The 22,508-nt window shown below is 65.5% G+C and carries 23 protein-coding genes; 10 read left to right on the forward strand and 13 right to left on the reverse strand.

The window, feature by feature from the left end; all coding sequences use genetic code 11:
- Nucleotides 1–6 precede the first annotated feature (6 nt).
- From LDB05_RS19770 to fen, 3 genes are read left to right on the forward strand one after another with little or no spacing between them, the layout of a single operon-like run.
- Nucleotides 7–555 (forward strand): GNAT family N-acetyltransferase, encoded by a 549-nt coding sequence (locus LDB05_RS19770; protein WP_226005684.1) that lies wholly within the window; start codon nt 7–9, stop codon nt 553–555.
- Nucleotides 556–614: 59 nt separating this feature from the next.
- Nucleotides 615–752 (forward strand): hypothetical protein, encoded by a 138-nt coding sequence (locus LDB05_RS19775; protein ID WP_226005685.1) that lies wholly within the window; start codon nt 615–617, stop codon nt 750–752.
- Between the two features lie 6 nt (nt 753–758).
- Nucleotides 759–1,736 carry a flap endonuclease-1 gene (gene fen, locus LDB05_RS19780; RefSeq protein ID WP_226005686.1) on the forward strand — a complete coding sequence of 326 codons (978 nt, stop codon included), beginning with the start codon at nt 759–761 and terminating at the stop codon, nt 1,734–1,736.
- A gap of 70 nt (nt 1,737–1,806) precedes the next feature.
- On the opposite strand, the gene LDB05_RS19785 is transcribed toward fen, so the two are convergent.
- From LDB05_RS19785 to LDB05_RS19795, 3 genes are all read right to left on the reverse strand, one after another.
- The gene (locus LDB05_RS19785) at nt 1,807–2,982 is read right to left on the reverse strand and encodes an NAD(P)/FAD-dependent oxidoreductase (RefSeq protein WP_226005687.1); all 1,176 of its coding nucleotides are present in this window, start codon (nt 2,980–2,982) and stop codon (nt 1,807–1,809) included.
- A gap of 292 nt (nt 2,983–3,274) precedes the next feature.
- A complete protein-coding gene (mvaD, locus tag LDB05_RS19790) occupies nt 3,275–4,258 on the reverse strand; it encodes a phosphomevalonate decarboxylase MvaD (RefSeq protein WP_226005688.1) in 984 nt (327 codons plus the stop codon).
- A 69-nt stretch (nt 4,259–4,327) separates the two neighbouring features.
- On the reverse strand, nt 4,328–5,272 hold the full coding sequence (locus tag LDB05_RS19795; RefSeq protein ID WP_226005689.1) for a hypothetical protein: 945 nt from the start codon (nt 5,270–5,272) through the stop codon (nt 4,328–4,330).
- Between the two features lie 204 nt (nt 5,273–5,476).
- Between LDB05_RS19795 and nth the strand changes: the two genes are divergently transcribed.
- Nucleotides 5,477–6,160 carry an endonuclease III gene (gene nth, locus LDB05_RS19800; protein WP_226005690.1) on the forward strand — a complete coding sequence of 228 codons (684 nt, stop codon included), beginning with the start codon at nt 5,477–5,479 and terminating at the stop codon, nt 6,158–6,160.
- A gap of 101 nt (nt 6,161–6,261) precedes the next feature.
- Nucleotides 6,262–6,522 (forward strand): hypothetical protein, encoded by a 261-nt coding sequence (locus LDB05_RS19805; protein ID WP_226005691.1) that lies wholly within the window; start codon nt 6,262–6,264, stop codon nt 6,520–6,522.
- A 72-nt stretch (nt 6,523–6,594) separates the two neighbouring features.
- Here the strand turns inward: LDB05_RS19805 and LDB05_RS19810 are convergent, their stop codons facing one another.
- Together LDB05_RS19810 and LDB05_RS19815 are read right to left on the reverse strand one after the other, a co-directional pair.
- Nucleotides 6,595–7,401 (reverse strand): NAD(+)/NADH kinase, encoded by an 807-nt coding sequence (locus LDB05_RS19810; protein ID WP_226005692.1) that lies wholly within the window; start codon nt 7,399–7,401, stop codon nt 6,595–6,597.
- A 78-nt stretch (nt 7,402–7,479) separates the two neighbouring features.
- The gene (locus LDB05_RS19815) at nt 7,480–8,790 is read right to left on the reverse strand and encodes a M28 family peptidase (RefSeq protein ID WP_226005693.1); all 1,311 of its coding nucleotides are present in this window, start codon (nt 8,788–8,790) and stop codon (nt 7,480–7,482) included.
- Between the two features lie 151 nt (nt 8,791–8,941).
- Here LDB05_RS19815 and LDB05_RS19820 point away from each other — a divergent pair, with 151 nt between their 5' ends.
- The 4 genes from LDB05_RS19820 to LDB05_RS19835 all read left to right on the forward strand — a co-directional run bounded on the left by LDB05_RS19820 (nt 8,942) and on the right by LDB05_RS19835 (nt 11,564).
- Entirely contained in the window at nt 8,942–10,006 is a 1,065-nt protein-coding gene (locus LDB05_RS19820; RefSeq protein ID WP_226005694.1) for a polyprenyl synthetase family protein, read from the forward strand.
- Nucleotides 10,007–10,042: 36 nt separating this feature from the next.
- On the forward strand, nt 10,043–10,729 hold the full coding sequence (locus LDB05_RS19825; protein ID WP_226005695.1) for an HAD family hydrolase: 687 nt from the start codon (nt 10,043–10,045) through the stop codon (nt 10,727–10,729).
- Between the two features lie 103 nt (nt 10,730–10,832).
- A complete protein-coding gene (locus tag LDB05_RS19830) occupies nt 10,833–11,252 on the forward strand; it encodes a DUF7541 family protein (RefSeq protein ID WP_226005696.1) in 420 nt (139 codons plus the stop codon).
- Between the two features lie 51 nt (nt 11,253–11,303).
- Nucleotides 11,304–11,564, forward strand: a complete 261-nt coding sequence (locus LDB05_RS19835; protein ID WP_226005697.1) for a DUF6684 family protein — start codon at nt 11,304–11,306, stop codon at nt 11,562–11,564.
- A 16-nt stretch (nt 11,565–11,580) separates the two neighbouring features.
- Here the strand turns inward: LDB05_RS19835 and LDB05_RS19840 are convergent, their stop codons facing one another.
- A complete protein-coding gene (locus tag LDB05_RS19840) occupies nt 11,581–11,883 on the reverse strand; it encodes a hypothetical protein (RefSeq protein ID WP_226007952.1) in 303 nt (100 codons plus the stop codon).
- 60 nt (nt 11,884–11,943) lie between these two features.
- Here LDB05_RS19840 and LDB05_RS19845 point away from each other — a divergent pair, with 60 nt between their 5' ends.
- Nucleotides 11,944–12,210, forward strand: a complete 267-nt coding sequence (locus LDB05_RS19845) for a DUF7520 family protein (protein WP_226005698.1) — start codon at nt 11,944–11,946, stop codon at nt 12,208–12,210.
- Between the two features lie 22 nt (nt 12,211–12,232).
- On the opposite strand, the gene LDB05_RS19850 is transcribed toward LDB05_RS19845, so the two are convergent.
- The 7 genes from LDB05_RS19850 to nuoL form a co-directional block, all read right to left on the reverse strand.
- A complete protein-coding gene (locus LDB05_RS19850; protein WP_226005699.1) occupies nt 12,233–13,933 on the reverse strand; it encodes an acyl-CoA mutase large subunit family protein in 1,701 nt (566 codons plus the stop codon).
- Nucleotides 13,934–14,021: 88 nt separating this feature from the next.
- Entirely contained in the window at nt 14,022–14,762 is a 741-nt protein-coding gene (locus tag LDB05_RS19855) for an SDR family oxidoreductase (RefSeq protein ID WP_226005700.1), read from the reverse strand.
- A 115-nt stretch (nt 14,763–14,877) separates the two neighbouring features.
- Nucleotides 14,878–15,696 carry a CBS domain-containing protein gene (locus tag LDB05_RS19860; protein ID WP_226005701.1) on the reverse strand — a complete coding sequence of 273 codons (819 nt, stop codon included), beginning with the start codon at nt 15,694–15,696 and terminating at the stop codon, nt 14,878–14,880.
- Nucleotides 15,697–15,846: 150 nt separating this feature from the next.
- Complete coding sequence (locus LDB05_RS19865) at nt 15,847–17,346, reverse strand: DHH family phosphoesterase (protein ID WP_226005702.1); 1,500 nt, start codon at nt 17,344–17,346, stop codon at nt 15,847–15,849.
- A 55-nt stretch (nt 17,347–17,401) separates the two neighbouring features.
- Nucleotides 17,402–18,940, reverse strand: coding sequence for an NADH-quinone oxidoreductase subunit N (locus LDB05_RS19870; RefSeq protein WP_226005703.1), 1,539 nt, complete (start codon nt 18,938–18,940; stop codon nt 17,402–17,404).
- Nucleotides 18,940–20,463, reverse strand: a complete 1,524-nt coding sequence (locus LDB05_RS19875; protein ID WP_226005704.1) for a complex I subunit 4 family protein — start codon at nt 20,461–20,463, stop codon at nt 18,940–18,942. Before LDB05_RS19875 ends, LDB05_RS19870 begins: the two co-directional genes overlap by 1 nt.
- Nucleotides 20,460–22,508 (reverse strand): NADH-quinone oxidoreductase subunit L, encoded by a 2,049-nt coding sequence (gene nuoL, locus LDB05_RS19880; protein ID WP_226005705.1) that lies wholly within the window; start codon nt 22,506–22,508, stop codon nt 20,460–20,462. Before nuoL ends, LDB05_RS19875 begins: the two co-directional genes overlap by 4 nt.

Genomic DNA, 22,508 nt, shown 5'->3' on the forward strand with positions numbered 1-22,508 from the left:
CGTCCCGTGGAGTACGAACTGCTCGAGTGGCCGCCGGACGGACCGAAACTCCGACTCGATCACGAACGGTTCAGCTACGCCGGGAAATTCGTCATGACGAACACGGGGAAAGCGGTGGCGCGAGCGGACGACGGCCGGATCGTTGGCGCGGTCGCGTTCAACGAGGATCGCACCGACGCGGACACGCTGTGGCTGCGCTACGTGACGGTCGATCGCGAGCGTCGCGGCGAGGGGATCGGGCCCCGGCTCTGTCGGCTGGTCCGCGATCGCGCCATCGATCGGGGGTACGAGCGGCTCCGGATCGCGGTCAACAACCCCTTCGCGTACGAGGCGCTCTACCGGACGGGATTCGCCTACACCGGCGAGACGACCGGGATCGCGGAACTGGTTCTCGAGTATCCGGCACCGAGTACCGATGCGGACACGAAGTGGGACGAACGGGAGCGGTATCAGGCCGGTCTCGAGGAGTTTCGCGACCGTGACCTTTCCGACGAGGAGGAGGCGTTTCTCGATTCACGACGTGAGAGCGAGCCGCCGGGCTCTCGAACTGAATGACAGTCGTCACGTGAACGGTGGCGTCGAGACTGACACCTACTGGGACTCGAACCCCTTCGATGGTGCCCAGGACAACGTCCGTGATCGACGACTGCGGCGGTGGCGATGCCAGTGAGCGCATTGCCGACGTGCTCGAGCCGGAGCACGAGCGAGTGGATCGGGAAGCCAACGATTCAAATCCCAGCTTTCCCAAGTAGTCTCCAATGGGAAACGCTGCACTTCGGGACATCGCCGTCATCGAGGACATCCCCTTCGAGGACATCGAGGGCGTCGTCGCTGTCGACGCACACAACTGGCTCTACCGGTACCTGACGACGACCGTCAAGTGGACCGACAGCGGCAAATACACGACTACCGACGGAACCGAGGTCGCTAACCTCGTCGGCATCGTCCAGGGGCTACCCAAGTTCTTCGAACACGACATCACGCCGGTAATGGTCTTCGACGGCGGCCCATCCGTCCTCAAGGACGACGAGATCGAGTCCCGCCGCGAACAGCGACGGAGCTACGAGGACCAACTCGAGACCGCCCGGGAGGAGGGCGACGCGGTCGCGATCGCCCAGCTCGAGTCTCGAACGCAACGATTGACGCCGACGATCCAGGAGACCAGCCGCGAGCTCCTGGAGCTGCTCGACGTGCCCGTCGTCGAAGCGCCCGCGGAGGGCGAGGCGCAGGCCGCTCACATGGTCAAGCGGGGTGACGCCGACTACGTCGGCTCGGAGGACTACGACGCGCTGCTCTTTGGCTCCCCGCTGACGCTGCGCCAGCTGACGAGCAAGGGCGACCCCGAGCTGATGGATCTCGAGGCCACCCTCGACCACCACGAACTCACCCTCGAGCAGCTGATCGACGCGGCGATCCTCATCGGGACGGACTTCAACGAGGGGGTCTCGGGTATCGGCCCGAAGACGGCGATTTCGGCGATCACCGAACACGGCGACCTCTGGAACGTCCTCGAGGCCCGCGGAGACCATATCGAGTACGGCGACCGCGTCAGACAGCTGTTCCGCGACCCCGACGTCACCGACGAGTACGAGTTCGACGCGGCGATCGATCCGGACCTCGAGGCCGCGCGGGCGTACGTCACCGACGAGTGGGGCGTCGACGCCGGCGAGGTCGAACGCGGCTTCGAACGCATCGAGGAGAGCGTCACGCAGACGGGGCTGGATCGCTGGACGTAGTTCTCGTAGCCCCTGAAGCGATTGACACACTACTCGCGACGCAGTCGTGCGATCCGGTTTGCAGTGACTGTCACTGACTTCTATACCGGTCGCGCTGCAACCGCTCCGGAACGAGCTCTCGATAGGCGAGCTCGGCCACGTTTTCGACGTTACTGACTCCGGAAAGGTAGCCGAGGCCGATACTCGTCTTCAACGCCTTTGCCGGTCGTCCCGTGAGAACCCGCGAGCCGACCGTCGCGACCGCGTCGTCGCCGACGCTGACGACCCAGCCGGGCGATTCGAAGGTGAACTGCTCGAAAGGTTCGGCTGTGTATCCGGTACCGACCGCGGACTCGCGGTCGTCGGTCACGAGGGCGGTGATGTTCGCGGCGACCGTCCGCGCCTCTCGGACGGCCGCTTGCGCACTCGCCGGGACCGGCTGCCCGTCGGCGTCGACGGCGCGAACCGCATCGCCGAGGGCGAAGGTTCGATCGTCCAGTCGGAGGTCGCTCTCGACCGTCGGGCGCTCGCCCGCGAGTGGATCCGGGCCGCGGATGCCGCCCGTCCAGACGAACTGGTCGTAGGGAACCCGCTCGCCGGACTCGAGGTGGACGTGCGTCTCGTCGGCTCCCGAAACGGCTGCGCCGGTCCGGATTTCGATAGCCTGTGCTTCCAGCGCGGTCCGAACCGCCCGCTGGAAGTTCTCGTCGAAGCTCGGCGCGACGCTGTCGAGTTGCTCGAGGATCGTGATCGTCGCGTCGCTGTGTTCGTCGCGTGCGAGCGCCGCCAACTCGCCGGCGACCTGCACGCCCGAGAGGCCGGCTCCGCCGACGACGATCCGGGAGTGGTCAGTCCTGAGCGCCCCGAGTGCTCCCGATCGAATTCGACTCGCGTGCGAGAGTCGTTTCAACGGGGTCGCGTGGTCGCGAACGCCCTCGAGCCCGTAGTAGGCAGTCCGCGCGCCGAGACAGATCGCCGCGACGTCGTAGGACAGCGAGCCAGAGGAGAGGGACACGACTCGCTCGCCCCGATCGATTGCCTCGACGCGAGCGACGCGGACACTCGCCCGCTCGAGAACCTGCGGCAACGGAACCGTGATCGCCGCGGCCAGCTCCGGCCGGCGAATCACCCGGTGGAGTTCGTGCTGGACGAGGTGATCCGGCGACTGGTCGACCAGCGTGATGTCGACCTCGTCGGGGAGGTCCCGCTCGAGCAAGCGCGTCAGCGTCAGCCCCGCATACCCCGCTCCGAGCACGACGACGTGCATGGGTCGGGGTAGGGGCTCGAGGGGTATAGTTGTGCTCGAGAAAGACGGAGGCGACTGAAGCACAGCGATCGAAACTGTGGCCGGGAGCGGGCTCCGAGCATCGCGAGGAGTCCGCGACCCGGGGGAGGGCAGGCACTTGCCCAGTTATCGACCGCGAGCGAGTGAAACGAGCGAGCGGGCCGACGACCGATGTGGAGAGCGCGAAGCGCTCGGAACGGAGGGAGGAGTGCTTTTGATCGAAATTTTACCGAGGGCGAGCCGTAGGCGAGCCCGCAGAGTAAAATTTCGGTTTTTAGAACAAGTGCTCGTCCTCGTCGAGCAGTTTCGCGGGACCGCCGACGTCCCAGGTGGTCGTGGAGACGCCGCAGTCGGAGACTGCCTCTTCGACTTCCTCGGCGTGTTCCTCGGTGGTGTTGACGTAGACGCTGGCACCGGTATCGGTCGAGAAGTAGACCGGGATGTCCTCCTCCTCGCGGAGTTCGCGGACCGTATTGAAGACCGCGAGGGTGGCGGGCTGCCAGTAGACCCACCCCGAGGGCCCGGTCATCGTGGTCGCCGCGAGCGACAGCGAGTCGTGTTCGGCGCGTTCGAACACGCCCTCGAAATCGTCGTTGCGAAGGGAATCACGCATCTTCGCGATCTGCTCGTGGATGTGGGCGTTGCGGGCCTGGAACATGTGGCTGTCGGCGGCTTCGCGGTGGGCGTCGTCGGTGTCCTTGTGGTAGGGGACGAGGCCGACGACGATCTTGAGGTCCTCGTGGAGGTTCGACGGGATCCGCTCGGAGCGACAGTCCTCGTCGTTCATCCCGGTTCGGAGATGCGAGAAGGCGCCGGTGACCGCTCGAGCCGCCGAGGCCGACCCGACGCGGGCGATCGTCGAGATCTCCTGCTTCGTGGCGTCGAGCTCGGCCGCCTCGGCCAGCGCCATCGCCGCGGCCGCGAAGCCCGACGAGGACGATCCCAGTCCGACGTTCGTCGGGAAGCTGTTCTCGCTCTCGAGGCGCACCGGGTAGACGGTGTGGGCGGCGTCGGACTTCGAGCGGGCCTTCTCGACGACGGCTTCGACGCGTTCGTGGGCGCGTCCCTCGAGTTCCTCGCCGTCGACGATGAAGGTGTCATCCTCGTGGTCCATCGAGAACTCGACGGTCGTTCGGGTGTGACTGGGGGCCGTACAGACGCTGATACTGTCGTGATAGGGGAGCCGCTCGATCTCGTCTCGCATCCCGTGATACTTGACCAGCCCCTGGATGGGGTGGGCCATGGCCGTGGCTTTCATACCCACATAGCTGGATGACGACCGCTTAAATGTCACGGCATCGTCGTCCACACCCGTCCGCAGCCGGATCTACTCCCGGTCGCCGGACTGCGACTCGAGATCGTCGATCTCGGCCGCCAGCGACTCGATTTCCTCCTCGAGGTCGTTGGACGTGTAGACCAGCGTCTTTTCGACCTCCATGATCTCGTCGGAGAGGTCGGCCTCGAGATTGGCGATCCGGTCCTCGAAACGGGACGCGAGGCGGTCGATCTTCGCGTCGACTTCGTCGTCGGTCGCGGAGAGGTCGTCCCGGAGCGCGTCGAGCTCCCGCTCGAGATCGCCATCGAGTTCGGCGAACTGCTCGTCGACCGCCGATTCGAGGTCCTCGAGCGCCGATTCGAGCCGCCTGGTTCGCGAATTGACCGTCGACGTTGCGTCGTCGACCCGCTCGGAGAGGATATCGAGGCGTTGCTCGAACGTGTTGACGCGTCCTTCGAGGGCGATCCATTGGTCGTCCAGGGTCTTGACCGCCGCCTCGGTGGCTTTCTCGAGGTCCGCAAGTTGCCCTGCGAGCGTCTTGACTGCGTCTTCGATCGAGTCACAGCGTGCCTCTGTCGTGGCGAGGCGCTCCGCGTGATCGGCGTCGGTGGCCTCGAGGTCCGCGACGGACGCCGACAGCGTCTCGAGTTCGTCGCGGGTGTCGTCGAGTCCCGTCTGCACGTCCGCGAGGACGGTTTCGGCCGTTCCGTTCTCGTCGAGAAACGCCTCGAGCGAATCGGTGTAGGCGGCGAGCGACTCGACGGTCGCCTGTAACCGTTCGATGCGAACGTCGTTGCTGACGCGGGCGTCGTCGGTGTCGGTCGATTCGTCTTGAGGACCCAGCCCGGCTGCGTCGTCGACGTCGAGCGCTCGTCTGAGCGCAGCCTGCTTGGTACCACCCTGATCGTCCTTGAGTTCGGCCAGCAGTGCGTCGACGATGGCCCCGTCTCGTGACGATTCCCCCTCGACGTTTCCGGTGTCGTTCTGAATGGTCATGGTCGATCACCCCCGAACCGATTCCGCCGAATTCGGCAGCGTCCGGACGACCGGCGAGAATTGTCTGGTATGAGTTATTCAATCATAGTTTCTCGTTCATAATAATAGTATCTAACCGGCGAAAACATATCGGGCTGATATCCGACGCGGTCGACGGAGCGCGGAATCCGAACGCTCAAACGACGACGCGCCTAGCGGATGCGCATGGGAACCCCACTGGAGACCCGCCGGGAGCAGACCACCGAGGTCGTCGACCGGCTCGAGGCGGAATACCCCGATTCTACGATTTCGCTGCGGTACGCGAACCGACTGGAGTTGCTGATCGCGGTGATCCTCTCGGCGCAGTGTACCGACGAACGGGTAAACGAGGAGACGAAGCACCTCTTCGAGAAGTACGACGGAGCCGAGGACTACGCGAACGCGGAGCAGGACGAGCTCGCCGAAGACCTGAACTCGATAACGTACTACAACAACAAGGCCAAATACATCCGCAGCGCCTGCGAGACGATCCTCGAGGAACACGACGGCGAGGTGCCGGATACGATGGACGAGCTGACCGAACTGTCGGGCGTCGGTCGGAAAACGGCGAACGTGGTCCTCCAGCACGGCCACGATATCGTCGAAGGGATCGTCGTCGATACGCACGTCCAGCGGCTCTCGCGGCGGCTCGGGCTGACGGAGGAGGAGTATCCCGAACGGATCGAGCAGGACCTGATCGAGATCGTCCCCGAAGACGACTGGCAGCAGTTTACACACCTCTGTATCGATCACGGGCGGGCGGTCTGTACCGCACAGAACCCCGACTGTGTCGACTGCGTCCTGGCGGACATCTGTCCCTCCGAGAAGGGTGACAGCGAGATCGACCTCGCTTCCGGTGACGCCTGGTAACTGGCGGCTGGATGGCCAGAGTCCCCGAAATATCCGTCACGCCGACGCTCGCAAGCCCAACGCCTTTTCAGAAACCGGCGATACCCCCGATCGGGATCACAATGTCCGACACCACTGACGAGCGCGATAACACCGGCAAAGACGAACACGGGCGAGACGTCCAGCTTGACCAAGAGAAGACCGATCCCGAGGAGGCGCGAGACGAAGAGGGGCTGACCGAGGAGGAGAAAGCGGCCCGCGAACGGGCGGACGAAGAGCAGCGGCGACAGGACATCGAACAGGGGTCGGTCGACCGGGAGGACGATGCCCTCGAGAACGAGAACCCGGACAATCATCGGGACGAGGAACCGCACAACAGTTAACGGGAGCGTCGAGGGACGGCGGTCGACTCCGGTCCGTTACGCATCCGTCGACACCGGTATTCTCGGTCGTTCTCACTCGCCCTCGAGTCGCTCGTCCGGAACGATCAGCGTCGCGAGCGTCCCCGCGAGGGAGACGGACACCCGCGAGTCGACGGTGACCGTGCCGACCGGTCGTCCGTCGACGACGAGCGTCACGTCGCCCTCGTTGCGTTCGACCGTGAACGTCAGGTCGTCGGTCGGCAGGACCCACTGCCGAGTCTGGGTGACGAATGGACCGATCGGCGAGACTGCGACCGCGTCGACGGCCCGCGAGAGGTGTGGCGCGTCGACTGCGCTCGCGTAGCCGTGGCTCCCTGCCGGCGTGGCCGTCACGACGCCGTCGGCGCGAAAGGTCGCGACGGACCGACCGCGATCTCGGACGCCGTACTCGGAGATCCGGGCCGGTTCGTCGGTGATGAGCGTCACGTCGAAGAGGGCACGCACTCGCGTTGCAGCCTCCGCCGAGTCGGTGTCGCCGTCCGCCTCGAGGCTCACGCCCAGCACCGACCGCTCGCGACGGACGGCGCGGCCCGCGAGCGCGGCCTCGAGCGCAGCGGGCGCGTCGTCGCGGTCGACCCCGTCGATTCCGGGAATCGAGCCGACCGGGAGCACGGGAACGTCGACGCCGGCACGAGCGGCCGCCGATAGCGTCGACTCGCCGACTGCCACCAGTATCGACGGCTCCGCCGCGAGAACGTCCTCGAAGTCGCCGCTCGTGATCGTCCCGTCGGTGACCGTCGACTCGAGGGAGTCGCCGATCTCGCTGGCGTCGCTCGCGGTCGCCTCGTGATCGACGACGCCGACGACGGGGGAGTCGCCCGCGTTCCACGCCGCATCCATGGCCGCCAGTTCACACGGCCCGCTCAAAAGCGTACGGTTGTCGATCGCCGCGCGCGATCGATCTCTCCGGCGGACGCCTCACTCGTCGTACGGCCAGTCACCAGTAATTCGCATCCCCGCCGCGAGATCCTGTGCTTCGAGGTCCGCCGCGATCTCCTCGCGTTCTCGATGGTCGACCGTCACGTCTTCGCGAGCGAGCGCGACGACGTACTCGGTCAGGAGGATCGCCTGTTCGCGCAGGGTCCGGGGCTCGAGTTTCTCGATCGTGTCGGCGTACGTGTGGCCCCAGCCGCGGCCCGGCCCGTCCGATATCGACTTGACGTGACAGCCCGGAACCCCCCGTTCGACGAACGGCCAGTGATCGCTGTGGGGACCGACCTTCGGGACGGTACCGATCGGGTGATCGTACCGCTCTGCGACGTCGTTGGCGACGTCCTGGAGCGCGTCGAACCCGTGCGTGATGATCGAGAGCGTTCGGTCACGAACGACGCCGTCGCTGTTGACCACCGCTTTGATCGCCTCCCGATCTGCCCCCTCGGCGTACCGCGTCGAGCCGAGGAGACCGACCTCTTCCGCTCCGAAGGCGACGAACTCGACGCGGGTTTCGAGTTCGTCTTCCCGCTCTGCGAGCGCGTTCGCGAGTTCGACTACCATCGCGGTTCCGGCGCCGTTGTCCATCGCACCTTCCGCGATATCGTGGGCATCGACGTGACTCGTCACGAGGACGCGCTGGTCCGTGTCCGGTCCGAGTTCGGCCCGGACGTTCTGGCTCTCCGCGGGGTGGACGTCGGCCTCGACGGAGAGCGTAACCGATTCGCCGTCGAACCGGCGACCGAGCCGCGCGCCGACCTCGCTCGAGACGCCGACGGCCGGAATCGGGCCGATCGGCTCGTCCTTCCAGCCGACGCTCCCGGTCGGCGGGAGACACCCCTCGACGTGGTTTCGGTAAACGAATCCCGCTGCACCGTTCTCGACGGCGTGGTGGTACTTCTCCCGGCGGTGGAGGTACCGATCGTAGTAGCCGGGAACGTCGCTTCGGACCATGACGATCGCGTCCTCGACGTCGGTTTCCTCGAAGTCCGCGGGCAGCCCGTAGCCGAGATCGATCAGCGGCGCGCGGATGCGGTCGTCGGGACTGCGCGGCAGAGCGATGCAGTCCTGCGTCGTGTCGGCCGCCACGATCGCGCTGTCGCCACGAGTCCAGCCCTGTATTTCGAAGGGCTCGAGCCGAGCGTTTCGCGCGCCGGCGTCGGCCAGCGCGTCTCGGGTCAGCTCGGCGGCTTCCCGCTCACCCTCGCTCCCGGCCATTCGGTTTCCGATATCGACGAGTCCCTCGAGGTGGTTCCAACCGACGTCGCTCTCGAAGACGGTACCGATCCAGGCTGTCATGGCTGGAACGTGGATGGACGGCCGTGTAACTGTATCGCTCGAGTGGAGGTCGAGATCTATTCACAGCTCGAAATTTTGCATGTTAGTAATTATCACTGTTTGACACGACAAACTGCGAATCTTTTTTACGCCGGTCCCTCTCGGACTCGATATGCGGGAGACGCTTGCCGACTGGCGGCCGGCCATCGACGAGGCGATCGCCGACCTGGTTCCACGCGAAATCGACGCCGCCTACCTCGAGTCGTTCTTCGGTGTGCCGACGTACGAGTACGATCCCATCGGACTTCAGCGAGCGCTGTCGACGCCGCTGTGGGATCTGCTCGACCGGGGTGGAAAACGGTGGCGTGCGGTACTGTTTCTCGTCTTCGTCGAGGAGTTCGGAGCGGACCCGGCCGAGTATCTGCCCTACGCCTGCATTCCGGAGATTCTACACAACGGGACGATCATCGTCGACGACGTCGAGGACGAGGCCACGATCCGACGCGGTGAACCGGCACTGCATCGCATCTACGGCCGAGATATCGCACTCAACGTCGGCAACGCGATGTACTTCCTGCCGCTGAAGATCATCGCGCAGGATCCGGCCGACCTCCCGGCCGACCGGCGGCTGGCCGCCTACGAGATGCTGATGTACGAACTCAACCGGACCCATCTGGGCCAGGGAATGGATATCGCCTGGCACAACGAACGGGAGGTCCGGGTCGGTACCGAGGAGTACCTCGAGATGTGTGCGTGCAAAACCGGCTGTCTCGGTCGGATCGTCGCCCGCCTCGCCGCGATCGTCACCGACCAACCCCCGGCGGTCGAGGACGCCGTCGCGGAGTACGCCGAACTGACCGCCGTCGCCTTTCAGATCGGCGACGACATCCTCGACGTCGAGCACTCGCTGGGTCGGGCCGGCGAGTTCGGCAAAGAGTTCGGCAACGACATCCGCGAGGGCAAGAAGACGCTCATGGTCATCCACGCGATCCGGGAGAGCGAGCCCGAGCGCGCCCGACGGCTGCAGGAAATCCTGGAGACGGACGAGAACACCGACGACGAGGTCCTCGAGGCCTTCTCGATCCTCGAGGACGCAGGGAGCCTCGAGTACGCGCGCGAACGCGCACTCGAGCTGGCTGCACAGGCCCGCGCGGCGATCGACGGGCTGGACTTCGACGCGGAGACGACCCGGAAGCTGAACGAGTTCACGGAGTTCGTCATCGAACGCGACGAGTAGCGCGTAGAACTCATCCGCTCGTATATACAATACGCTATGGGACGCATCGAAACGGTTCTCTTCGATCTCGACGGGACTCTCCTTCGATACGAGCGATCTCCGGGGGAGGTACTACGGGCCAGCTTAGACCGAGTCGGGACCGACCCCCTCTTTTCGGTCGAAGATTACTACGACCGGTTCGACGAGTTCGCTCGCCGGTGTGATTCGATGGCCGAGCTTCGCTCTGAATGCTTCGCCGCCCTCGCCGCCGAAAACGGGCACGATGCAGCCCTCGGACGAGCGGTGGCGACGGCGTTCGACGCCGAACGCGACCAGTCGAACGTGGAACTGTACCCTCGCGCCCGGGAGGTACTCGAGACGATACACCAACAGTACGCGGTCGGCATCGTGACGAACGGGGCGCGAGACGCCCAACGACGGAAGATAGACGCCGTCGGACTCGAGCGCTGGACTGATACGATCGTCATCGCCGGACAGGACGTCCCGCCGAAACCGGCCCCCGAACCGTTCGAACGCGCGCTCGATGCGCTCGACGCAATCCCAGAGACGGCCGTTCACGTCGGCGATTCGCTCGAATCGGACGTTAGGGGTGCGGCGGACGCGGGGTTGCACTCCGTCTGGGTATCCGGCGGTGATACCGATGCCGACGGACCGACGCCGACCTATCGGATCGAGACGATCGGGACCCTGCTGCCGGCCCCGTGGAACCGATCGGACTCCTGACGGCGTTCGTCCGGCCACCGGTTCCAACACTCCGGTACTCGAGACTCTCTCGAGAGACGGTCAGTAGGGCCAGATACAATCCCCTCGACGTGGAACGCCGAGTATGGCCGACCACTCGAGCCGGGCGACGACTGAGCGGACCGACGCCGCGAGGCCGTGGCCCCTTCTGGTGGCCGTCGGGCTCGCCGGCTCGGAGGTCGGCATCGTCGTCGACCTCGTTCCCGTCGCCGTCGCCGGGCTCGTCGTGTTCGCCGCGAGCGTCGCCGGGGTTCTGGCGGATGCGGAGTACGTCGACCGGCCGTTGACGCTCGTCACTACGTTCGGCGCGGTGTTCGTCGTCGTCGGTGGCGTACTGGCTGCCCACGGGACTGGGACGCTCCCGATCGCCCCTCTCGAGCCGCTCTCCGGGCTGACGAGTCGCGGCATCGCGCTCGTCCTCGCCGGCCTCGTGACGGTCGTCGGGGCCGGTCTGGTGCGGGCACGAGAGCCGACGCAGCGACCGAGCGACCCACACGATGACTGACCGACTCACTCGGCCGACCATACCCCGAACTATCGCACTCATCACACAGCTATGAGCCGACGCGCCTTCGACGCGGAAATCACGCTCGACCTCGCGGTCAACCTGATCCCGTTCGCGATCATCGGCTTCTTCGTCGCCGTTTTCGCGGTCTTCAATCCGTGGGGGTTCGATCCGCTCCAGTCGACGATCCAGTTCGCGATCCTGTTGGTGACGATGGGGACGCTCGGGGTCGTGACCTGGCTCGCAGCCAGGGTGATCGAAACCGACGATCGAACGCGACACGATACCTCCGAGACGTCGTCCGATCGGTAGCTGCCGGCCGTCGGACTCAGTTGACGATGAGGACGAATCCGGTCACCGCCATCATGACCGCGATCCCGACCAGCAGTAGCAAGAACAGCTCCTTTTCGGACAGTCGTCGCCGGAACACCGACCCGTCGGACTCGGATCTATCGGGACTCACGGGAACCACTATCGGCGCTACACCGCACTTACGGAAGAACGTTTCCCGGGCCGTCGTTCCCGGTCGCTCGCCGATCTCTGCGCCCTCGTCGCGGTCGTTTCGTTCGGGACCCCCGAAAAACGAGCCCGGATCGACTTTCTTCGCGATCCGTTCGATTCCGAGGGACAACCACCTGCTACAACGACGCCCGACGAAAGAGCCTCCACTCGGGACGGCGTACGACCGACTGTGTTCGACGACGAGCGAGTGGCGGGCCGTCGGGCCGTCGCCGGCCTCGGCCTCGCGCTCATCGCCGCGACCGCCGCCTTCGGGGCACTGCTCGGTGCGACCCTCCCCGGCCGAACCGGCCTCGAGGAGATCTCCATCCTCGCAGTCGCAGTCCCCGTCACTCCGTTCACGCTCGCCATCTACGGAGCCCTCGCCGTCGGTAGCGTCCTCGCAACGCTCGGGATCGTCGTCATCGTTCTCTCCCGATTCGACGAAAACGGCGTGTAATCGGTGACGTAACTGCCGCCGCTCAGGCCAGTCCGAGGTTCTCGCTGTACGCCCCGTACTGCTCCTCGAAGACGCCCATGATCTCGCCCATCGTCGCGTAGGCCTTCACCGCGTCGACGATGTAGGGCATCGTGTTCTCGCCGCGCTCGCTAGCCTCGCGGAGCGCCTCGAGCGCGTCCTCGACCGCCGCGTCGTCCCGGTCGGCTTTCACCTCCTCGAGCCGGCCCAGCTGGCGTTCGGCCGTGGTCTCGTCTATCTTGAGGGTGTCGGGGCTGGTGTCCTCCTCGAGGGTGTACTTGTTGACGCCGACGACGACTTCCTCGCCGCGCTCGACGCGCTCCTGGTACTCGTAGGAGGCGTCCTGAATCTCCCGGAGGAAGTAGCCGTCCTCGATTCCGGTGAGGATGCCGTCGCGAACCGAGCCGTCGCCCATCTCTTTGATTTCCTCGATGTAGCGCATCGTCCGCTCCTCGATCTCGTTCGTGAGGGTCTCGACGGCGAAGGAGCCCCCCATCGGATCGACGATGTCCGCCGCGCCGGACTCGTCGGCGATGATCTGCTGGGTCCGCAACGCGACCCGAACCGCCTTTTCGCTCGGCAGCGCCAGCGCCTCGTCGAAGCTGTTCGTGTGCAGCGACTGGGTGCCGCCGAGGACGCCGGCCAGCGCCTGAATCGTCACCCGAGCGACGTTGTTCAGCGGCTGCTGGGCCGTCAGGGACTGACCTGCAGTCTGCGTGTGGAACTTGAGTCGCTTGGACTCGTCGGCCTCGGCGCCGTACCAGTCGTCCATCACCCGCGCGTAGATCCGGCGGGCCGCACGGAACTTCGCGATCTCCTCGAAGAAGGAGTTGTGGCAGTTGAAGAAGAAGGAGAGGCGTGGTGCGAAGTCGTCTACCTCGAGGCCCCGATCGAGCGCGTCCTCGACGTAACCGAAGCCGTCCGCGAGAGTGAAGGCCAGTTCCTGGACCGCCGTCGAGCCCGCCTCGCGGATGTGATACCCCGAGACCGAGATCGGGTGGAACTTCGGGGTTTCCGCCGTGCTGAACTCGAGAACGTCCGTCACGAGATCGAGCGACGGATCCGGCGGGATCACCCACTCCTTCTGGGCGATGAACTCCTTGAACATGTCGTTCTGGAGGGTTCCGCGCAGCTGTTCGCGCGGGACGTCCCGCTGGTCGGCCAGCGCGACGTACATCGCGTAGATCACCGGTGCGGAGGGGTTGATCGTAAACGAGGTCGAGATCTTCTCGAGGTCGATCCCGTCGAAGAGGATCTCCATGTCTCGAAGCGTGTCGACCGCGACGCCCTCCTTCCCGATCTCGCCCTCGCTCATGGGGTCGTCCGAATCGAGTCCCATCAGCGAGGGCATGTCGAAGGCCACCGAGAGCCCGGTCTGGCCCTCGTCGATCAGGTAGTGAAACCGTTCGTTGGTTTCCTCCGCGGTGCCGAAGCCGGCGAACTGGCGCATCGTCCACGTCCGTCCCCGGTACATCGCCGGATACGGGCCGCGGGTGTAGGGCTCCTCGCCCGGAAATCCCAGGTCCTCGAGGTAGTCGAGATCGCCGACGTCGTCGGGGGTGTAGAGTCGATCGACTTCGTGATTCGAAACGGTCGCAAACCGATCCTGACGCTCGCCGTGACGGTCGAGGGTCGGCTCGAGCGTCTCCGTCTCCCACCGATCGCCTGCAGTACGGATCTCCTCGAGATCCTCGTCGTCGTACATGGTCGTAATATTTGCCGACAGCGCAATGAAGGTTCGGGAGCGACCATCGGTCCTGAGAACGCGGGCGCTATGGAGCGGATAACGATACTCAGAGACGCTCTCGTTCTCGTTCGACCGGGTGCAGATCCTCCGCCCAGTCGATGTCGACGCGGTGAGTCGGCCTGCTCGACAGTCCCTCGCGGCTGACGATCTCGAGCGTTCGGTTGCGCGCGTCGGGCGTGAACGGGGCCGCAGCCATCACCCGCGCGACGTCTGCACGCGGGATCGATCCCGAGACTGTATCGCCGCCTTCACCGACCACTACCTGACCGGTCGGCGGTTCGTTCGTCAGTTTTCCGGGGCGGAGGATCGTGTACGCCAGTCCCGAGCGCCGCAGCGCCGTCTCCGCGTCTCCTTTCGCCCGGAGCGAGCCCCGAAGCACGAGCCGAGCCGGCAGGGACATCCCCGCCTTCGAGTTCCCGACGCCGATCGCGCTCTCGAAGACGACGTACGAAACCCCTTCCGCGACGGCAGCAGTCACGAGGTTGATGACGCCGGTTCGATCGACCAGTTTCCCGCCGGTCACGTGACGCAGGCTCGGCGGCGTTCCGAGCGCACAGTAGACGATATCACAGTCTTCGACCGCCCTGACGGCGTCGGCGGACTCGAAAAAATCGACGACGGCAACCTCGTCGGCCCCGTGTCGCTCGAGCGTGTCGACGCTCGCGTACGATCGCGTCGTCGCGCGAACGGTGAGGTCGGTCGGTCGCAGGACGGAGAGTAACTCCTCGCCGGTCGCTCCGCTGCCACCGGCGACGAGGACGCGGTCGGACGTGTGTGAACCAGTCATCGCACGAGGTACTGCCCGGACACGGAAAACGCTCATCAGCGATCAATCGAGCCGACTATCCGTCGGAAACGACTGTGATAACGCTGGGCGCTACCGATACCCTCCTTCTGGTCCGCTATTCGTCCTCGCCGCCGTCGGATTGCAGTCGCTTCGTCGTCTGGACCAGCGGATGTCGCGCGTAGTCGACGACGTTGATGTCGTCGATCCGCTCCAGCCCTTCTTTTTCGGCCGTCCGTGCCATCCCCAGATCGATCTCGTGATCGATGACGATGACGTAGGCGTCCATCTCGTCGATGTCCAGCCGATCGGCCGCGAGCACGCGATGGTGGCCGTCCGCCAGCAAGAGAGTGCCGCCGTTGTCTATCACGACGAGCGGCTCAGCGAGCCCGCGCTCGAGCTCGTATCGCCGGCCCTCGAGCTCGTCCGCGTAGACCCGACCCTGTGTGGGGGTCAGGTCAGCGAGCGCGACGGTGCGGCGCTCTTCGGTCAGGTCGATCTCGTGGATCTGTTCCAGGGTTCGCATCAGCTTGCCGACCTTTTCGGGCGTCGCGCGTTCTATCTGACTGCGGATGACGTCCGCGTTGGAGATGATCCCGACGAGGTTGCCAGCGTCGTCGACGACGGGCAGCTTCTGAATCCCCGATCGGAGGATGACGCGCGCGGCGTCGGTCACCTTCATATCGGGGTGGGCGACCAGGAGATCGGTCGCCATCACTTTGAAAATCGGATCGCCGTCGTCCGCGAGCAACAGATCGCGGGCGCTGATGAAGCCCTCGACGCGGCGTCGCTCGCAGACGGGGAAGCCGCTGTGTTCCTCGCTTTCCGCGATCCGCGTCGCGACCTGCCCGACGGTTTCGTCGGGCGATACCGTCGCGACATCGCGTGTCATGTAGTCCTTGACCTTGGGCTTCGTCCGATCCGACGCGACCTCCATAGTGGGACACACGGGGCCGGCGCGCAAAAGTACTGGCTTCCCCGCGGTCGGAGACTCGCTTCGAGAGCCGACACTGTCGTCCGGGTCGCGCGAAATTTCGTCCCCATCGACGAACCCGGGAGTCAGCGCCCGCTCGGTGCGCCAGCGTTCCTACGCCGACTCGCCGTCTTCCGGCTCGCCGCGCTGGGTGAACAGCCACTCGCTGGTCTGCGTGTAGGCGCCGACCGGGACTCCCGGCCGCGAGTCGATCGACTCGAAGAATCGGTTGGTGATGACCTCCTCGACGACGCTGACGATCGACTCGATCTCCTCCTCGTCGTCCGCACTGCCCAGAATACCGATCTCGAGTTGCGCGCCGGCCATATCGGCGTGGCCACCGGCGCTCCCGATTCGATCGAACGCGTCGCGAAGCGTCTCCCCGAGATCGACGTCCGCGGCCCGGGATCGGGCCGACAGGAAGACCATCTCGTCGGCGAATCCGAAGACCAGCGTCGTATCGATGCCCTCCATCGCGAGTAACTGGTCGGCCGCCTGGGGGAGCGCATCCCGGTCGCCGATTCGACCGACGCTGGCGACGGCGACCGAATCCCGCTGGACCCGGTTCTTGATCGCTCGTGCGATCGTCTCGAGAGTATCGCCCTCGAGCGAGGGCTGTTCGATCTGATCCAGCAGCGAGGTATCGACGTGGGGCCACAGTAGCGACGCGGCACGAAAGTCGGCGGGAGAGACTTCCCTGGAGAAGTCGTTCGTGTCGACCCGGATTCCGTACAGCAGGGCCGTCGCCGTCGCCGGATCGAAGTCGAGATCGACGTGATCGAGGTACTCGGTCAGGACGGTGCTGGTCGCGCCCGCCTGCTGGCGCAGATCGACGAACTCGCCGGGGACCGGTCCGCGAGGCGGATGGTGGTCGATGACGATATCCACGTGGAGATCCGCCGGGAGCTGGTCGTTGACACCGGGCCGAGAGTGATCGACGAGTGCGAAGGCCGAGTACTCCCCGAGCGAGTCGTTTCGGTCCAGGTTTCGCAGGTTCAGGCCGAGGAGGTTGACCATCGCCCGGTTCTCTTGGTGGGAAATGTTCCCGAAATAGCAGGCGTCGGCGTCGACGCCGACCGACTCGGCGATGGCGACCAGCGCGACCGCGCTCGCGATCGCGTCCGGATCCGGGTTGTCGTGGGCGACGACCGCGAGCCGGCCGTCGATCCCAACGAGCTGCTTCCGGAGTTCGATCGCGGATTCGGCCGTCGGCATCGCCGTTCCGCCGATCACTCGATCGGCAATGGCGGCCGTCGGATCGACGACGTGGTCCGCCAGCTCGTCGAACCGCTGTCGGTCGGCCGCCGTCGCGTTGCCGCCCAGATACCCCACGATCGACGCCGCCGGGAACCGCTCTCGGGCCGCCTCGAGGGCGGCTCGGTTGACGTCGGTACGGTCGCTGGCGACGAAGATAACGTCCGGGTGATCGACGTTCTCGATCGCGTCGGGATCGGCGGGATCGGCACTGCGAGCCGGCACGCTTTCCTCGCGCAACGTTTCCACGACGGTCTCGTCGTCAGTGATGACGAGTCGCCGGTCGCCGTCGCGCTCGGGCAGCCGCTCCGTCACCTGTCGGCAGATCGTCCCGCAGCCGAGCACGAGCCGGAAAACCATTTGTCGCGGCTTGCAACCCCTGCGGGTAAAAGCTACCGGGTCGCCCGCGGGATCCTCAGACGATGATCGCGGTCGCCGCCTCGGTCGCGGCGTCGGCGATCGGACTGAATGCTGGCAGGATCAGGACCGTCAGCACTGCCGCAGCGATGATCGCCGCGTAGAGCCCGGTCGGCTGTGCGAGCCGCTCCCGGTCGAGAATCGGCTCCTCGATCCAGAGTGCCTTGACGAGCCGCGAGTAGTAGTACAGCGAGAGCGCGCTGTTGATCACCAGCGCGGCGGCGAGAACGAGCAAGATCGTGTTGTCCGCGGCCGCTTCGATGGTCGCGGTGTACAGCAGGTACTTGCTCGCGAAGCCGGCGAAGGGCGGGACGCCCGCAAGGCTGAACATGAAGACGGCCATCGCGGCGCAGGCGAAGGGCGCCTGCTTCGAGAGGCCGTTGTAGTCCTCGAACGTCCGGCCGACGCCCCAGTACTCCGCCAGCCCGACGAACAGGAACGCGCCCGTGTTCATGAAGCCGTAGACCAGCAGGTGCATCATGGCGGCCCCCATGACGGCGTCGCCGCCGTCTGCCGAGAGGGCCGCGAGTCCGATCAGCACGTAGCCGGCGTGCCCGATCGAGGAGTACGCGAGCATCCGCTTGACGTTCTCCTGGGTCGCCGCCGCGAAGTTCCCGACCGTCATCGTGACGATCGCGAGAATGCCGAAGGCGAGCGTCCAGTCGACGCCGATCACGGCGGTCGTCGCCTCGAGCGGGAACGCCGTCGCGAACACGCGGAAGGCGAGCACGAAGCCGGCGGCCTTCGAGGCCGAGGAGAGGAACGCCGAGATCGGCGCGGGCGCGCCCTCGTAGGCCTCGGGGGCCCAGAAGTGGAACGGGACGCTCGCGGTCTTGAACGCGATCCCGCCGATCAGCATGAGGATGCCGAGTCCGAGGAGGCCGCCCATCTCGACGACGTTCTGGTCGGAGCTTTCGAGCGCCCCGGCGATCGCCTCGAGTTGCAGCGAGCCGGTCGCGCCGTAGACCAGCGAGACGCCGTAGACGAAGATCGCCGACGACAGCGCGCCGATCAGGAAGTACTTCAGCCCGGCTTCGACGCTGCCGCGGTTGTCCTTCAGGATGGCGACCAGGGCGTACGAGGGGAGGCTCGTCAGCTCGAGCGCGATGAAGATCGTCACGAGGCTGTTCGAGGCGGCCATCATCGACATCCCGGTCGCGGCGAGGATGACCAGCGAGTAGTACTCGGCCTGATAGGTGTGATCCCGCAGGTAGTCGTAGCTCGCGACCGCGACGAGGGCGGTGACGACGGCGATGATGATCATGAAGTACAGCGCCAGTTGGTCGACGACGAACTGGCCGTTCATGACGTCGATGACGCCGTGGTTCTCGATTCCGGTCGCGCCGACGCCGGCGGCGGTGTACCAGACCGCGACGGCGAGCGACGCCAGTGAGCCGACGATCGCGGTGCCGGCGAGCAGCGAGCGATTCGTCGAGTGCGGGTCGATGCTGTCGAGCAGGAACAACACGAGCGCCGTCCCCGCCAGGATCAGTGCCGGCGCGAGCGCCATCCAGTCGGGGAGCTCGAAGACCGCCATCAGCGCTCACCTCCGATGATCGGATCGATTGCGTCGGTTATCATGTCGAAGATCAGGTCGGGGGCCACGCCGAGGGCGATGATGAGCCCCAGCAACACGACCATCGACGCGACGTCGTGCACGGGCGCACGGCCCACCTCGTAGTCGGTTTCGAGTCGATACGGTCCGAACACCGTCCGCTGGAGCGCGAACAGCAGATAGCCGGCGACGATGACGATGCCGAACATCGCGAGCGAGGTGAACACGGCCGAGTACGCGAGCAACTCGGAGCCGAAGGAGCCGAAGAAGATGAAGTACTCGGCGGCGAAGCCGCTCATCAGCGGCAGTCCCATGTAGCCGAAGGCACCGGCGATGAGGATTCCGACCGCGATCGGCATCCGATCCGCCATCCCGGACATGTCGGTGACCATCCGGGTGTGGGTCGCGTTGTAGATGACGCCGACGGCCATGAACATCAGTCCCGAGATCAGGCCGTGGGAGATCATCTGGAAGGTCGCGCCGCCGATCCCGAACTGGGTGTAGGCGACCAGTCCGAGGATGACGTATCCCATCGAGGACACGGACGAGTAGGCGACGATCCGCTTCAGGTCCGTCTGTGCGAGCGCCAGCATCGCGCCGTAGATGACGCTGATCACCGCGATCGCCGCGATCGGGACCGCGTAGGCCTCGACCTGGTCCGGGAACATCGTGAAGTTGAACCGGAGCAGGGCGTAGGTCCCCATCTTCAGCAGGACGCCGGCCAGCAGTATCGAGGCCGGGGTCGGGGCCTCGACGTGGGCGTCGGGTAGCCACGTGTGGAAGGGGACGATCGGCACCTTCACCGCGAAACCGAGGAACATCCCGATGAAGACGACGGACGCGAGTGCCGTCCCACCGAGACCGAAGAGTCCCTCGGGCCCGCCGTTGACCATCGCCGTCGCGATTTCTGGCAGGGCGAAGGACGTCACCGAGTCGCCGAGCCCGAAGACGAGCGCGATGAACGACCCGAACATCACCAGCGACGCCACGTTCGTGTAGACGAAGAACTTGATCGCGGCGTACTTCCGTCGCGGGCCGCCCCAGATACCGATCAGCAGGTACATCGGGATCAGGACCGCCTCCCAGAAGATGAACCAGACGAAGAAATCGAGCGCCGAGAAGACGCCGATCAGGTTCGCCTCGATGAACAGGATGAGCCCGTAGAACTGGGACTCCCGTTCGTCGATCGGCGTCCACGAACTCACGGTCGCCAGCGTACAGAGGATCGTCGTCAGAACGACCAGCGGCAGGCTGATACCGTCCAGACCGACGAACCACGAGATCGAGTAGTCGCCGATCTCGAGCCACGCCAGCTGCGATTCGAACGCCAGCTCGCCATCGAGCAAGGCGTTCCCGCTGCCGTCGAAGGCGGTGAACAGCCACAGGCTGATCGCCGCCGGCACGAGACTGATGGCGAAGGCGAGCTTGCCGGCGATGCGATTCGGCGCGACGAACGTGATCAGCGCGCCGAGCAGTGCGACCGCGATGAGCGCTTCTATCATCATGCGAACCACCCTCCGAGATAGCCGAGGACGAGCAGTAAGCCGATGAACCCGCCCACCAACAGCGCCGCGTAGTTAGTCACGATACCCGTCTGAATCCGTTTCAGCCGATCGCTGCCGAACAGGCTGATCGTCGACGTCCCGTTGACGACGCCGTCGATGACGGTCTGATCGAACCGGTCGGCCGCTCGAGCCAGCGGGAGCGTCAGGCCTTCCGCGAGCCAGACCTGGTACTCGTCCTGGTAGTAGTTGCGCCGCAGGAGGCTGTACGCGCCGCCGAGCTTCGCCGTGTGGCGGGTCGGCTCGGGCACGTTGTACAGCGTGTGCGCCGTGAACGCGCCGGCCAGCGCGAGGCCCAGCGACAGGCCCGCGCTCAGTAGCATAGTGACCGTCTCCGAGCCGATCACGCCCTCCTCGAAGGCGACCGTCTCGTGGTAGGCGTGGTAGGTCAGCCCCTCGACGTAACCGTACTCGCCGTCGAGCCAGAACTCGAGGAACGTGATGTCGACCCCGAGAACGTGGGCGATGGGTGCCATGTTCGCGAGACCGGTGAGCGCCGCGAGGACGCCGAGTACGATCAACGGGGTTTTGACGGCCCAGCCGACCGGATGCGGGTCCTCGGCCGTCTCCGAGCGGGGCTCACCGTGGAAGGTCAAGAAGACCATCCGGAACGTGTAGAAGCCGGTGAAGAACACGGCGATCAGTCCCATCGCGTAGGCCGCGAGGATGACCGGCTGCTCGAGGCCGACGATCAGCGCGTCGAAGAGGATCTCGTCTTTCGACCAGAAGCCCGAGAAGGGGACGATCCCCGCGAGCGCGAGCGCGCCGGCGAGGAACGTGTAGTAGGTGACGGGTGCCTTGTCCTTTAGGCCGCCCATCTCCCACATGTCCTGTTCGTGGTGCATGAGGATGATGACGGCCCCGGCACCGAGGAACAGGAGCGCCTTGAAGAAGGCGTGATTCATCAGGTGGAAGACGCCGGCGACGTAGCCGCCGACGCCGAGTCCGAGCATCATGTAGCCGTACTGGCTGATGGTCGAGTACGCCAGTACCTGCTTGACGTCGTCCTTGACGACGCCCATCGTCGCGGCGAAGAGCGCCGTGAAGCCGCCGACGAAGGCGATGATCGCCAGCGCGGTCGGACTCAGCGCGTAGTAGCCGAACATCCGGGCGACCAGGTAGACGCCGGCCGCGACCATCGTCGCCGCGTGGATGAGCGCGGAGACGGTGGTCGGACCCTCCATGGCGTCGGGGAGCCAGGTGTGGAAGGGGAACTGCGCGGACTTGCCGAGGACGCCGCCGAGGACGAGCAGTCCGGTGATCGTCACCCAGGTCTGGGCGTCGAAGCCGAACAGGGTCGCTTCGTTGTCGATCGCCGTCTCGGCGGCGGTGACGAACGATTCCTCGCCGGCGAAGCCGACCGTGCCGAACGTCGCCGCGATGGCGACGACGCCGATCAGGAAGAAGTAGTCCCCGAAGCGGGTGACGAGGAACGCCTTCTTCGCGGCCGACGGTGCCGACTTCGTGCGGAACCAGAACCCGATCAGTAGGTACGAGCACAGTCCGACGAGCTCGAAGAACATGAACGCCATCAGCAGGTTGTCCGCGAAGACGAACGCGAGCATGCTGAAGGTAAAGAGCCCGAGTTCGGCGTAGTACCGCGGCAACCCGGTTTCGCCTTCGACGTTCATGTAGCCGAGGCTGAAGACGTGGACGAGCAGTGCGACGAGCGAGACGATCACCAGCATGAGCGCCGAGAGCGGATCGATCAGGATTCCGAAACTGAATGCGATCGTTTCGACGCCGGTCGCGCTCTGGGCCGCACCGTTCGTCCACTCGTACAGCGTCGCGTGATGCGTCTTACCGCCGCCGACGGCCGCGAACATCACCAGTGAGATGACGAGCGAACCCGCCGTCGCGAGGATACCCGGGAGCGCGCCCTTCTTCGGCAAGTGCTTGCCGAAGAGAAGCGCGACCACGAACGCCACGAGTGGGAACACTGCGATCGCCGGTGCGAATCCGAACGGATCTGTTGCTATTCCTGCCAT

The sequence above is a fragment of the Natrinema salinisoli genome (assembly GCF_020405205.1).
In the GTDB taxonomy this organism is placed as follows: domain Archaea; phylum Halobacteriota; class Halobacteria; order Halobacteriales; family Natrialbaceae; genus Natrinema; species Natrinema salinisoli.

What these genes read in the sequence shown, in the direction of transcription:
- LDB05_RS19775 (WP_226005685.1), top strand. Translation starts at nt 615, where the DNA reads ATGGTGCCCAGGACAACGTCCGTGATCGACGACTGCGGCGGTGGCGAT.
- fen (WP_226005686.1), top strand. Translation starts at nt 759, where the DNA reads ATGGGAAACGCTGCACTTCGGGACATCGCCGTCATCGAGGACATCCCC.
- LDB05_RS19785 (WP_226005687.1), bottom strand. Translation starts at nt 2,982, where the DNA reads ATGCACGTCGTCGTGCTCGGAGCGGGGTATGCGGGGCTGACGCTGACG.
- mvaD (WP_226005688.1), bottom strand. Translation starts at nt 4,258, where the DNA reads ATGAAAGCCACGGCCATGGCCCACCCCATCCAGGGGCTGGTCAAGTAT.
- LDB05_RS19795 (WP_226005689.1), bottom strand. Translation starts at nt 5,272, where the DNA reads ATGACCATTCAGAACGACACCGGAAACGTCGAGGGGGAATCGTCACGA.
- nth (WP_226005690.1), top strand. Translation starts at nt 5,477, where the DNA reads ATGGGAACCCCACTGGAGACCCGCCGGGAGCAGACCACCGAGGTCGTC.
- LDB05_RS19805 (WP_226005691.1), top strand. Translation starts at nt 6,262, where the DNA reads ATGTCCGACACCACTGACGAGCGCGATAACACCGGCAAAGACGAACAC.
- LDB05_RS19810 (WP_226005692.1), bottom strand. Translation starts at nt 7,401, where the DNA reads ATGGATGCGGCGTGGAACGCGGGCGACTCCCCCGTCGTCGGCGTCGTC.
- LDB05_RS19815 (WP_226005693.1), bottom strand. Translation starts at nt 8,790, where the DNA reads ATGACAGCCTGGATCGGTACCGTCTTCGAGAGCGACGTCGGTTGGAAC.
- LDB05_RS19820 (WP_226005694.1), top strand. Translation starts at nt 8,942, where the DNA reads ATGCGGGAGACGCTTGCCGACTGGCGGCCGGCCATCGACGAGGCGATC.
- LDB05_RS19825 (WP_226005695.1), top strand. Translation starts at nt 10,043, where the DNA reads ATGGGACGCATCGAAACGGTTCTCTTCGATCTCGACGGGACTCTCCTT.
- LDB05_RS19830 (WP_226005696.1), top strand. Translation starts at nt 10,833, where the DNA reads ATGGCCGACCACTCGAGCCGGGCGACGACTGAGCGGACCGACGCCGCG.
- LDB05_RS19835 (WP_226005697.1), top strand. Translation starts at nt 11,304, where the DNA reads ATGAGCCGACGCGCCTTCGACGCGGAAATCACGCTCGACCTCGCGGTC.
- LDB05_RS19850 (WP_226005699.1), bottom strand. Translation starts at nt 13,933, where the DNA reads ATGTACGACGACGAGGATCTCGAGGAGATCCGTACTGCAGGCGATCGG.
- LDB05_RS19855 (WP_226005700.1), bottom strand. Translation starts at nt 14,762, where the DNA reads ATGACTGGTTCACACACGTCCGACCGCGTCCTCGTCGCCGGTGGCAGC.
- LDB05_RS19860 (WP_226005701.1), bottom strand. Translation starts at nt 15,696, where the DNA reads ATGGAGGTCGCGTCGGATCGGACGAAGCCCAAGGTCAAGGACTACATG.
- LDB05_RS19865 (WP_226005702.1), bottom strand. Translation starts at nt 17,346, where the DNA reads ATGGTTTTCCGGCTCGTGCTCGGCTGCGGGACGATCTGCCGACAGGTG.
- LDB05_RS19870 (WP_226005703.1), bottom strand. Translation starts at nt 18,940, where the DNA reads ATGGCGGTCTTCGAGCTCCCCGACTGGATGGCGCTCGCGCCGGCACTG.
- LDB05_RS19875 (WP_226005704.1), bottom strand. Translation starts at nt 20,463, where the DNA reads ATGATGATAGAAGCGCTCATCGCGGTCGCACTGCTCGGCGCGCTGATC.
- nuoL (WP_226005705.1), bottom strand. Translation starts at nt 22,508, where the DNA reads ATGGCAGGAATAGCAACAGATCCGTTCGGATTCGCACCGGCGATCGCA.